A 12,009-nucleotide genomic window follows, 5' to 3' on the forward strand; every position below is an offset into this window, starting at 1 on the left:
TAATTACACTAATTGATATGAGTGCTAATTAATTAGCTGTCGATGCCTTCTTTTTCGCCATTCCTTGTTTTTTCGCACCTGAGAATTGATAGCCAATCCACAGGACGCCTATCCATAATGGCATAATCAGTACAGAAATTCTCAAACTCTCCATCATCAAGATCACAATCAAGATCAATGCCAAGAAAGCGAGACACAAGTAGTTGCCGAACGGATACCAGATACTTTTAAACTTAGTTTCAATACCTTGCTTGTTCATTTGCGCTCTAAACTTTAAGTTAGAAATACAAATCATAATCCAGTTAATGACTAGCGTTGTCACAACTAATGACATTAAAAATACAAAGGCTTTCCCTTCCATCACAAAATTGATCAAGATACCTACCGAAGTCACAATACCTGAAATAATTAATGCCATAATAGGTACACCACCTTTATTGACTTTCGCCAGAAACTTAGGTGCATTATCTTGTTGAGCAAGGCCAAATAGCATACGGCTGGTACAGTATACGCCGCTGTTATAAACGGACAGCGCCGCTATCAACATAACCACATTTAATGCGTTGGCGACCAGAGCATCACCTAAATTATGGAAGATGATATAGAATGGGCTTGTATCGTTATCTAATTTAACCCATGGGTACAACAGCAATAAAATTAATATCGAGCCTATATAGAAAATCAAGATACGATAAACAACTTGGTTAATCGCTTTAGGAATGCTTTGTTCAGGTTTTTCAGCTTCTGCGGCGGTGATCCCGACTAACTCTAAGCCACCAAATGAAAACATAATAATAGCAAGAGCCATTAATAAACCAAGAAAATCGTTAGCAAAGAAGCCGCCATATTCCCATAGGTTAGACAGCCCAGATTCTGAACCACCTCGCCCACTAAACAGTAAATAACAACCAAAGAGGATCATCGCAACAATTGCAACCACCTTGATTAAGGCAAACCAGAACTCAGTTTCACCATAAGCGCGCACATTAATAAAGTTGACCGCATTTACAACGATAAAAAAGACGATGGCAGAAACCCAAATCGGTAAATCAGGCCACCACCCTTGCATATATTTCCCCGCGGCAGTCAGTTCCGTCATCCCAACGAGGATAAACATAAACCAATAATTCCATCCGGAGAGGAAGCCTGCAAAGCCTCCCCAATACTTAAATGCGAAGTGACTAAATGAACCTGCAACAGGCTCTTGAACGATCATTTCCCCTAACTGGCGCATGATCAGAAAAGCAATAACCCCACATAATGCATACCCTAACAATACCGAAGGGCCTGCCATTTTGATGGTTGTTGCTATTCCAAGAAACAGCCCTGTGCCAACGGCACCTCCCAAAGCAATCAATTGGATATGCCTATTCTTTAATCCACGCTTTAGCGTTTGCTGCTCTTGCGCCATAACTTTACCCTTATCATCCTATGTACTTGCTTGTTATCTCTATTGATTGAGCTAAGCATACAAGTTTATTTGAATTTTATTATTAACACTACTGAAACACATACTCTGCCCTATCTTGAGCCTTTATCATATTAAATATTGATGTTATCTGATAAAGATGCGCAAGACGCACAGTATGGCGTATTAAAGGATAAAATCAAAACGGTAACAAGTCAGTTATTTGACATATTCCAAATATAAAATTTTCACCACCTTGGTCGCAAAGGCTATCCATGGCTAAAAGATATAAAAAAATACAGGTTATCACGATGCATACACCGATGATCAATTTGTATTTCAACAATACTCTCCCTTAAAAAAACAGCACCATAATTATTAATTATCAATAAATTACGGTAAAGCTAAGATAAACAGAATGATACTATTGGCGAATAGACTATGTTTTGATGCCAAATGTTACCTCAGCCATCAGAATAAAATTTGAGGAAAATAAGCAGTTCATGTCAATTTTCGTCTTTATGCTTATTTTTCCTACTCATTGCCAAAAATTGTGTTTAATTGGCTTTTTTTTCATCAATTTAATCGTAATACCGCACAAGCGGCCTTTGTCATGATCAAATGAAGTTGTGTATACTTCAGCTACCTTATTTAGCCCATTAGCTATTCGTGTTTATTTTTTAGTCTTACCAATAAATACTTAGCTAATCTCTAAATAAATGAAGCTGGGTAGATACGTTTATGCGAGATCGCTGTACCATGCTAAAAGGGGTATAAACTCGCCCTATGGGGTTCGGATGCAATCTGTTTTACTATTGTTTTCTATTACGTGATTGAGGAATAATGCTTTCGTTGACTCAATTCGACAAAACAGATGTATTTTGAACAAAAATCTAACACCAAAAGGTCAACGACCTCAGTAATTGAATCGAGATGCCACAAGACAACCACTTAGCACTTGTTGATGCTCTAAGCAAATGGATCGAAGAACATTTAGGTCGTGTTATCCATTTGGAAGAGCTTGCCGCCTACTCAGGCTACTCCCTCTGGCATATGCAGAAAATCTTTAAGGAAGTCACAGGGATTTCATTAGGTAAATATATTCGCCAACGTCGACTGGCGGGTGCAGTCAACCTATTAAGAAATAGCGATCAGTCTATTTTTGATATCGCCTTAGACTTTGGATTTGGCTCACAATCACATTTTACCTATATGTTTAGGAAGGAATACGGCATTACACCGTTTGATTTCAGACAAAATGTTGATATTGATTTAGATGTAAAGGAGCCACTGCATTTAACCCATAACGGTGAGTGAAGATGCCTTATTTGCGTTGAGGCCCCTCCCCCTACATCACCCAATGCCATAAGCCATTGTCACTTATGCCGTTTTATTTTCTAACTCAGTTAGGTTATCAATAAGCGGCAAAAATCATTTACTTAATCATTTTAAGATCGTGGCGAACGATAAAATGGCTCATGTTGCACCGGTTTCTCGTTATTGCTCTTTTTTAGCTAATTTACATTTTGTGTAAATAGAGTAAGGTATTTCAATAAAACATCATTAACCGGAGGCGTTGATGTCTATCAAACTGGTAGCGATTGATTTAGATGGCACTTTACTCAACTCTCAACACCAAATCACCCCTGCTGTTAAAGAGGCGGTTATTCAGGCAAAAAATAAAGGTGTCCGTGTCGTACTTGCATCTGGGCGACCATTTTCTGGGATCTTCCCCTACCTTCAAGAACTTGGGCTAGATAATGCATCAGATTATTGCATCAGCAATAATGGTAGTGTGATACATCAAGCCAATGATGGTACCCATTTAATTGAAAACCTTCTCGATTTTGAGGATTACCAATATTTTGTTTCTCTCGCTAACGATGTTGGTGTGCATATGCATGCACTTGCACAAAACACCATGTTCACCGCCAACCGTCACATTAGCCATTACACCGTCCATGATGCTTATTTGACAAATACTCCACTCGTATATTGTCCAGCAAACGAAATGGATCCCAGTCTCAAATTTACTAAAGTGATGATGATAGACCAGCCTGAAAAGCTGAGCGTTGGGATCAGTTATATTCCTGAAGATACTTTTGAAAGTTATTCTCTCATAAAAACCAGCCCTTACTTTTTAGAAATCTCCAGTAAAACGGCAAGTAAAGGCGCAGCACTACAGCTAATTTGTGAAAAACTCGGCATTACACCTGATAAAGTCATGAGTATTGGCGATCAAAATAATGATATACAAATGCTGCAATACGCCAAATTTCCCGTCGCTATGGGAAATGCTATCGATAACGTTCGTGATATTGCAAAATTTGTCACTGCCACCAATAACGAAGACGGTGTCGCCGTTGCGCTAAATAAATTTATTAACCAACAATAATCTTTTTGGCAGTGATATTCACTGCCAATTAATCATATCTTACAGAATCAGACTGCTTGTTTACCCATTCCCTTCCCTATTTCCCTACATCCAAAAGCCAAATGGATGACTAAAACCTTACTTAGCTTTCTAAATTTGATACTATCTGCCCCCTTAAAAATACTGTAATACTAAAATATTCATTGCAAAATATACATTACAAACAGGTAGTAACATGTTTTCGACTAAAGATATGGTAATTCTTGGGATGATGGTCTTCGCGCTATTTTTAGGCGCAGGAAACATTATTTTCCCTCCTATGGCAGGCTACCAATCGGGTACAGATTGGTTCAGCACATCGCTTGGCTTTATTATTACGGGTGTTATCCTGCCCTTTATGACTCTGGTTACCGTCGCCGTTAAAGGCCGTGGTGAGCGCCTGTCTGTGGATTTACCTAAGTGGGTTGCTGTCATTTTTTGGGTGGCGCTATACTTAATTGTAGGTTCAACCTTTGCGATGCCAAGGGTGACAAATACGGCTTTTGAAATGGGCTTCATTCCATTAGGTTTCATTGAAAAAAGCACCACCTCACACCTTACCTTTGCCTTGATTTTTAACGTGTGCTCTTTGTTCTTTATGCTTAAACAAGGCACGATGATCAGCGCAATCGGCAAGTTTATGACCCCAGCCTTGCTTATTCTATTGGTTGTGGTCGGGATCGCTGTGGTGGCAGAGCCATTATCTCCGATTAATGCACCAGTAAAACAATATGCCGATTATGCCTTTTTTGGTGGGGTAATTGATGGCTATCAAACCATGGACGTGCTATCTGCCATGGCCTTTGGTGGGATTGTCGCTCGTGCTTTAGCATCAAAAAATATCACTCAGCCTCGCCAAGTGGCTTTTATTACCATCAAAGCAGGCTTAATCTCTGTTAGCTTACTCGCTGCACTCTATATTTGCTTATTCTATCTTGGCGCAACCAGTGAACTTGTAGCCAATACAGCAACCAATGGTGGTCAAATATTCTCACGTTACGTGGATACATTATTCGGCTCAATTGGCACATGGATCATGTGTGGGATTGTCTTATTAGCTAGCATGACAACCCTTGTTGGCGTAACGAGTGCTTGTGCTGACTACTTTGCGACTTTCCACCATCGCTTAGGTTACCGTTTTTGGGTGGTCTTTTTCACATTGCTGACCACCATTGTCTCTACTTTCGGCCTAGACACATTATTAAGAGTGACTATTCCTGCGCTATTAATGATCTACCCATCTTCGGTCACCATTGTATTCCTGCAATTTGCAAGACGTTATATGGCTGCACCAAGAGTCACTTACGGTATTACTATCGCTGTTATCGTCTTTATGAGCCTATTAGATACATTAAATAATATGACGTTGCTAAGTGATAATGTGAAGGGCTTCCTTGTTTCAAACTTACCACTATTTGAACAAGGTATGGGCTGGTTGATACCGGGTGTTATCGCTTTCATAATTTCACTGTTTGTTGGCAACCTCTTTTGCAACAAAACCGTGCAATTAACCGATGAAAAAGCATAATTAATTACCAACGATAGCGCCCTACTTTATTGGGCGCTTTTTACCTTAGATGGCCGCCGAGTTGCAAGAAAGCAGATAATCGACCCAAGAGTTACCATTACCACTCCTTGCCAAAAACCTAATGTCAGCGCAGTGCTTAATAGAATTGACGAAAACGCCGTTGATATGACAGGTGTAAAGTAAGATAACGTACCTAATAAAGCGACATTGCCTCGGATCACAGCGAGCGTCCATAACGCATTCGCACCGCCTGTTGCTAAGGATGCCACTAACAGCAATGTGATACTGTGCCATGAAATATTGAATTGCTTATTAGGTTCAAACGCAAAAAGTATCCATAACCCTATCGCAGTGAGTAGAAAAAATAGCACCATTCCATTATGCCCCCCAGAAATACGCTTAGTCACATTGCTATAAAACGCCCAGAGGACAGCTCCAATAAAAGCGAGTAAATAACTTAATGGGTTACTTGAAATATTATCCGCAATTGCCGCGACTGAAATAGGTTGATCACCCGAAATGACCCATATTAACCCAGCAAATGCTAACAGTAGCCCAATACCAAGCAATAGAGTAAACCGCTGGCGATTAAACAAAACAGCTAATGCTATCGTAAAGCTGGGCCATAAATAATTCACCATCCCTAATTCAATAGCCTGTTGTCGGTCTTTTGCCAACCCCAGAGCTAATACAAAACACATTTCATAACTAACAAAGAGTAATGTTCCCCAAATTAAGTAGCGCTTAGGATAAGCACGAATTTTGGGAAACCCCATAAATACAACCAGAATGGCAGTACCAAGGCTATAAATTAATGCGGCTCCACCAACAGCACCAAAGTTTTCACTCGCACTTCGCACTAAACCAACAATCGTACTCCACAGTAAAATAGAGACTACGCCATAAAATGTTGCTGCATGTTGCCCTAATTTCATTGTTTACTCAATTTAACCGTTAGTTTTGAATTTATGAGAAAAACCTTAAAGCTCAGCCTATTAGAAAGCAAGTATTATTGATAACCTTTATTAAATTGAGTGAAAATGGGCTAGCTGACATCGGCGTCAATAAGAGGGAAATAAGAGCCAGCCAGAATGACATGACTCTTATTTTTATGATGATTAAATAGATTTTTGCTTATCCCACTGGGCTACATTTTCCTTATCCCAAATCCCCTCTTCTACCTGCGTTTTTAATTCAGGGTGCTGAGCAATATCAAATGTAGGAATTTTTCCTGCTTTCCTTTGCAAGTTATAATCTTTGGTTAATTTAAACGCGATACCAGACAACAGCAAGATGGCAATTAAATTAGTAATTGCCATCAGCCCCATCGATAAATCCGCCATTTTCCATATCAATGGCATCTCGGCTAAGGCACCAAACATCACCATGCCTAATGCAGCTAGGCGCAAGATAAGCAAACCTGCGGTGTGATTATTTTCTAAGAATATCATATTGCTCTCTGCGTAAGCATAGTTGGCAATAATTGAAGTGAATGCAAAGAAAAAGATTGCGATTGCGATGAAGGTTGAACCCCAACTTCCCACGACAGATGACAAGGCCTGCTGCGTTAATTCAATTCCGCTGATTTTATCCATTGGGTTTTCAAGTACACCAGACGAGAGAATAATGATCGCCGTCGCACTGCAAATAACAATCGTATCCATAAAAACACCCAGCATTTGCACATAACCTTGTGAAGCAGGATGTGGGGGATATGGAGCGGCAGAAGCGGCTGCATTCGGTGCAGACCCCATCCCCGCTTCATTCGAAAATAACCCGCGCTGGATACCTTGAGTCATCGCTTGAGCAACACCGTAACCAATTGCCCCCCCTGCCGCTTCCTGTAACCCAAAAGCGTTGCGGATAATCATCATAAAGACGTCAGGTAAGCGTTCAATATGATGTCCAAGTACCCAAAATGCTAGCAGTAAATAAGCCAATGCCATAATAGGAACGATTAGCTCAGCAACCTTTGCAATTGATTTTAATCCGCCAAAAATAACAACACCACTCATCACCACAAGCGCAATGCCAACATATAGAGGGTTAAAATCAAATGCTACAGCAGTTGCTTGTGCAATTGAGTTTGCTTGAACGGCATTGAATACCAATCCAAATGCAATAATTAAAAAGATGGAAAATAACACGCCCATCCAACGGCGGTTTAACCCTTTTTGCATATAGTAGGCAGGACCGCCTCGATAATTTCCTTGGTCATCTTTTGTTTTGTACAATTGAGCGAGGGTTGATTCAATAAATGAGGTTGCCATCCCTAACATCGCAACCACCCACATCCAAAAAATGGCTCCAGGGCCTCCTGCCGTTATCGCAATGGCAACACCGGTTAAGTTCCCTGTTCCCACCCGAGCCGCTAAGCTGGTACACAATGCTTGAAAAGACGATATCCCTGCTTTATCGGCTTGATTACTATTTTTTAAAACACCAAACATATGACCAAAATGGCGAAACTGAATAAATCCTGTACGAAGTGTAAAGTAAACACCTACGCCAAGTAATAAATAGATGAGGAGCGACCCCCAAACAATGTCGTTTAGATAATTTACGATTTCTACCAAACCATTCCCCTTACTTTATTATATGTAAATAAAGATCGCTGTATAATTAATGATAATCTTTGTAATGTTTCATCTCACCAAGCACCCTTTCGATTATAAGAAACCAATCCCTAAACGTGCACAATGAAATACAAAACAAAGAGTCATAAAACTATATTTTTTTATCTTCCGTGTAAAACATTTTTTAAATTTAAATTTTGAGATTAATATTTGTTATATAAATACCTAATATAAAGATGTGTGCTAGATAATACTTTTATTTAAAATCAACAAGTTACACTCACAGCAAGAGTAAAACCATAAAGTTAATCATTTGATTTTATGATATTATCGCTTTATTCACCAGCTTGGTTATATAATAATCAAAATTTTATATTATTCCCTTTTATAAATACATATTTCTTTATTATTAATAATTCCTGCTCTACTAATAAAATGAATAATTTAATTTCATCAGCATATTCAGTTTATTATTCAATAAATTTATTGCCTTATATTAAGGGTGAATACCCTCAAACTGTTTATTAAACAAGCAAATAGAACATTTAAAGAAACATCGTAAAAAGAGTATTGAAAAATGATTATTGCTTCTATTTATACATCACCATAAAATTTACAATTAAATCGAAACCCTATTTAAGGTTAAAAAATGAAAATCACCATTAAAATCTCTGATGATGCTGTATCCCAAAGCCTTTATGACGCATTTGCTTCAGAACTAAGAGCAAGGGTATTAGAAGTTTATCCAGGTAGCGATCTCTATATTATTCATGATACTGGAGCAACTACATTTGAAACTTCTGGTTTTCATGATGACAAAGAAGCTCATATCGTTCTTCATGAATTAGTTGAAGACGTTCTCCATCATGGGCATTGGTCAAAATAATTATTCGCCTATGTTTTAGCCAGCCTTTACTTATATTCATTAAATTAAAGGCTGGTTACTCTCTCCTCCTCCATCTCTCCATAATGGCAATTGCTGATCAAGATCATATTTGTTACAAATAAGCTAATCTTAGTCACAAAACCGCTTTTCTTATTACCGTTGTATGAAAAATTATATAACGTAATTTTCATTTACATTGCTTTTGCTCAATATGGCAGCCAGTGTTTTTACTGGCTCTTTTTTTGTTTCAAAATGCGAAATAATACTTAGGACACCCTCTTTTCGGCCTATTCTGCTATAGTCTCTGTCTATTATCCGATAAAGTTAAAATTCATTTAGTGTAAAACTAGAGGTACTGCCATGAAACGTCTTTTACTTGCTGTATGCTTTACACCGATTATCGCACTAGGCGCTAATGAACCACTAAATATTAGCCAAACTGCCATTGATTATTGTGATATTACAGGCCAAACACTCAATGATGCCTATCGTTCAGATAAAAGCAGCAACGAATTAGCAGCAGATGCACTTACTCAGCTAAAAAGTAAAAATGTTGATCTCGCTAAATTAGAGACAAACGAAGCTGATTTACAAAAGAACTTGGCTGTTGTCATTAAAACCATCCGCGATAATAAAGGTAGCTTTAAGAGCCAGGACGAATTCGCGAAATCGCTAAATGACTCAATCTCCGCTTGCAAAATCCAAACTGAGCTTCTGTTGAACAAAACGAAATAAGCATCAATCTATAAAAATGTACCCAGTCTCTATCGAAACTGGGCACATTCTATTATCTCATGAGCTGTTATGGTTGCTCTTTTTGGCATATCGTCTTGATAGAGGCCTGAATGTCCTCGTTATCGCTCAACAATAACTGATTCTTTCCTGAAAATTGCCCGTCACGAATATCAATATTAGCAACAAAAAGTAGTGCACGACCATCATTACCGACCTGATATGTGCCGCATACGCCTACACTTTCACCTTCTTTGTATTGATTCCGCTTAACGACCTTAACGTCATTGAAGTTCACAGGTTGCTGTGAGGCGAGTTTATTTTCGACCAATTGCTGAGCCATTTTTTGAATGTCGGAGTCATGAATTGCTGTAACATATTGATATACAAAGCCAGCAATAATAATCAAAATGACGATAAACAGTTTGGTTTTTATACGTTTCAATACATAATCCTTCTTGGCATTTAGCTAGTCAGACTAATTATAACGATATTAACTTGTTTTATGTGAACAAAATGAGCCAAGTTCGCTAAAATTTGATTTATTGGTGAATACAACAAGCGTGTTCTATAAGCCGTTATTAAGGATATCTTATCTTTTATTAATTAACTTATAATATTGTCAATTTAATTAATTTTTCATTCAATATAATATTCCATCACATTAATTTGATATTTAATTTTTATATTTTTTCATTATTCATTAATAAAAAAAACGTTTTCTAATTTCACTCATAATATTATAATCGAGAAATGATTATCATTTAAATATGGGAATAGAATGAAAGAGAGGATCGTAAAAAATCTTGTTGAGCTTACTTATGGTACTAACAACGATGTAAAAATAGCGGCAATTAATGCTTTAGGTGATTATAAATGTTCAATCGAGCAAGAAGACGCTATTGATAGATTGTTAGTTTTATGTGACGATTATAATAAAGAGATTGCCGTCGCTTCAATTAGTTCATTGAGTAAATTAGCAAAGTTTTTCTCTGATCTATAACGGTAGCATGCCATAACCAATTTAACCCGTGCCAATCAACATAAAATTACTTATAAATCAATTAATTGCAATTGAAAGAAGAAGCGTATTCAAAATACCAATATGTTTATTACGTATTACTGCCTATAAAAAATAAAAATAGTTACTTTATTTTAAAGATCAATACAACTTTTTTTCATTGTGAAGGAAATAAGAGTAGTTAGTGATGAAACTATGATATATCTCTTTATTTAGGTAAATAACATTGAAATAATAAATAAAAGAGCCAAAATAATTATTAGTCGGTACCCAACAGGAGTATAAATATGAATTATTTAAAGCCTCTTTTTATTTCAGCAAGTTTATTTGCCATTAGCTTTTCTTCTTTCGCATATAACGATAATAATTATTGTGATGGTGCTTGGCATAAAAATGGTTATCACAATCAGCAACAATATAATGACCGCCCTTGTGATAATAACCGTCACTACAACGGTTCTGGCCGTCACTATGGTCGCCATAATGGAGCAATGCAATATTCAACGTCAATTCAGACAACTCAGCCAGATGAGACCCTGAAAAAAATTGCAGCTGATGCGCCAAAGGGAGAAAGTGGTAAACAATACGTTGTTCGAGTCTCCGTTATTGAAATTTCAAACAATAATACCCCTCAACAGCGATAAACGAATTAGGGCAGTTAACACTGCCCTACAACTCACATCATCAAACGACCTACGAGATAAAAATCATATACCGATAGGCTGATAGCCTTGCCATTCAGGCTTAAAATGCTCACCGTCTGGCTGAGGGATAAGGTGAATATAATAATTGCCAATTTGATCCAATAAGAGACAATCATCAACATCCTTTAAATTGTCTTTATGCTGCTGTTGGCAATTAACTAATAATGCATTAATCGCTTTTTGCTTTGCTTCCGCCGCCGATTCAGCAACGAATAGATCAAACTCATGCAGTTCGGCCAGAGTAGATGGCTGATACCCTCCAACATTAATAAAGTATAGCCGCTGTGTCGTTAAAGAAGGCTCCTGATGTAGTTCGATTTTAAATCCATCCACCCAATTAATCGTTGCATAGCCGTCGATATGGATCTTATCCTTATCGCCAAACCAAGCTTCCCGCAATGCAGGCCAAGCATCTGTCGGTTTTTCGGCTACAACGAATTGAATATCATGAACTTCTATATTTGACTTCCCTGCATTGCCACCAACATAAAACATAAATAACTTCATTTTATCATCCAAATTATTATACAACCTTCGATATATAATTCATTATATAACCATTGATGTATGAAAAGAAATTTTTTATCACAACAAACCATAAATTCTGAGTGATTATTTATATTTATCAATATATTAAAGTAATAATTAACCTGTATTTTGCTTAAAGTCCGATCTTAACAAAATGAATAAATAATCACTTGTGATAAATAATTATTTACAACAAATCTATTTTCAGTAATC

13 protein-coding genes are annotated in these 12,009 nt (G+C 37.4%); 7 read left to right on the top strand and 6 right to left on the bottom strand.

Features of this window, described 5'->3' with window-relative positions:
* Positions 1-28: 28 nt before the first annotated feature.
* Positions 29-1,411, bottom strand: coding sequence for an amino acid permease (locus tag PR675_RS06790; protein ID WP_060561076.1), 1,383 nt, complete (start codon positions 1,409-1,411; stop codon positions 29-31).
* 196 nt (positions 1,412-1,607) lie between these two features.
* Positions 1,608-1,718: a PhoP/PhoQ regulator MgrB gene (mgrB, locus tag PR675_RS06795; RefSeq protein ID WP_376738365.1), complete on the bottom strand. Its 111-nt coding sequence runs from the start codon at positions 1,716-1,718 to the stop codon at positions 1,608-1,610.
* Between the two features lie 623 nt (positions 1,719-2,341).
* On the opposite strand from mgrB, the gene PR675_RS06800 reads away from it, so the two are divergent.
* The 3 genes from PR675_RS06800 to brnQ all read left to right on the top strand — a co-directional run bounded on the left by PR675_RS06800 (position 2,342) and on the right by brnQ (position 5,349).
* Positions 2,342-2,725, top strand: coding sequence for a helix-turn-helix domain-containing protein (locus PR675_RS06800; RefSeq protein WP_004920708.1), 384 nt, complete (start codon positions 2,342-2,344; stop codon positions 2,723-2,725).
* Positions 2,726-2,987: 262 nt separating this feature from the next.
* On the top strand, positions 2,988-3,803 hold the full coding sequence (gene yidA / locus PR675_RS06805; protein ID WP_004920710.1) for a sugar-phosphatase: 816 nt from the start codon (positions 2,988-2,990) through the stop codon (positions 3,801-3,803).
* Positions 3,804-4,017: 214 nt separating this feature from the next.
* The gene (gene brnQ, locus PR675_RS06810; protein ID WP_004920713.1) at positions 4,018-5,349 is read left to right on the top strand and encodes a branched-chain amino acid transport system II carrier protein; all 1,332 of its coding nucleotides are present in this window, start codon (positions 4,018-4,020) and stop codon (positions 5,347-5,349) included.
* A 26-nt stretch (positions 5,350-5,375) separates the two neighbouring features.
* On the opposite strand, the gene yddG is transcribed toward brnQ, so the two are convergent.
* Together yddG and PR675_RS06820 are read right to left on the bottom strand one after the other, a co-directional pair.
* The gene (yddG, locus tag PR675_RS06815; protein ID WP_004920715.1) at positions 5,376-6,284 is read right to left on the bottom strand and encodes an aromatic amino acid DMT transporter YddG; all 909 of its coding nucleotides are present in this window, start codon (positions 6,282-6,284) and stop codon (positions 5,376-5,378) included.
* Between the two features lie 183 nt (positions 6,285-6,467).
* Positions 6,468-7,925, bottom strand: a complete 1,458-nt coding sequence (locus PR675_RS06820; protein WP_004920719.1) for an alanine/glycine:cation symporter family protein — start codon at positions 7,923-7,925, stop codon at positions 6,468-6,470.
* 649 nt (positions 7,926-8,574) lie between these two features.
* On the opposite strand from PR675_RS06820, the gene PR675_RS06825 reads away from it, so the two are divergent.
* Together PR675_RS06825 and PR675_RS06830 are read left to right on the top strand one after the other, a co-directional pair.
* Positions 8,575-8,811, top strand: coding sequence for a DinI-like family protein (locus tag PR675_RS06825; protein ID WP_004920724.1), 237 nt, complete (start codon positions 8,575-8,577; stop codon positions 8,809-8,811).
* A gap of 360 nt (positions 8,812-9,171) precedes the next feature.
* Positions 9,172-9,546 (top strand): hypothetical protein, encoded by a 375-nt coding sequence (locus PR675_RS06830; protein ID WP_004920727.1) that lies wholly within the window; start codon positions 9,172-9,174, stop codon positions 9,544-9,546.
* Positions 9,547-9,613: 67 nt separating this feature from the next.
* On the opposite strand, the gene PR675_RS06835 is transcribed toward PR675_RS06830, so the two are convergent.
* Positions 9,614-9,988: a hypothetical protein gene (locus PR675_RS06835; protein WP_014656135.1), complete on the bottom strand. Its 375-nt coding sequence runs from the start codon at positions 9,986-9,988 to the stop codon at positions 9,614-9,616.
* Positions 9,989-10,324: 336 nt separating this feature from the next.
* On the opposite strand from PR675_RS06835, the gene PR675_RS06840 reads away from it, so the two are divergent.
* Complete coding sequence (locus PR675_RS06840; RefSeq protein WP_004920733.1) at positions 10,325-10,546, top strand: hypothetical protein; 222 nt, start codon at positions 10,325-10,327, stop codon at positions 10,544-10,546.
* A gap of 305 nt (positions 10,547-10,851) precedes the next feature.
* Complete coding sequence (locus PR675_RS06845) at positions 10,852-11,208, top strand: hypothetical protein (protein WP_004920739.1); 357 nt, start codon at positions 10,852-10,854, stop codon at positions 11,206-11,208.
* A 63-nt stretch (positions 11,209-11,271) separates the two neighbouring features.
* Here PR675_RS06845 and PR675_RS06850 read toward each other — a convergent pair whose 3' ends face one another.
* On the bottom strand, positions 11,272-11,775 hold the full coding sequence (locus tag PR675_RS06850) for a DUF1543 domain-containing protein (RefSeq protein ID WP_014656136.1): 504 nt from the start codon (positions 11,773-11,775) through the stop codon (positions 11,272-11,274).
* Positions 11,776-12,009 lie beyond the last annotated feature (234 nt).

Origin of the sequence: Providencia sp. PROV261, from assembly GCF_028477945.1 — a bacterium.
Taxonomy (GTDB): Bacteria; Pseudomonadota; Gammaproteobacteria; order Enterobacterales; family Enterobacteriaceae; genus Providencia; species Providencia stuartii.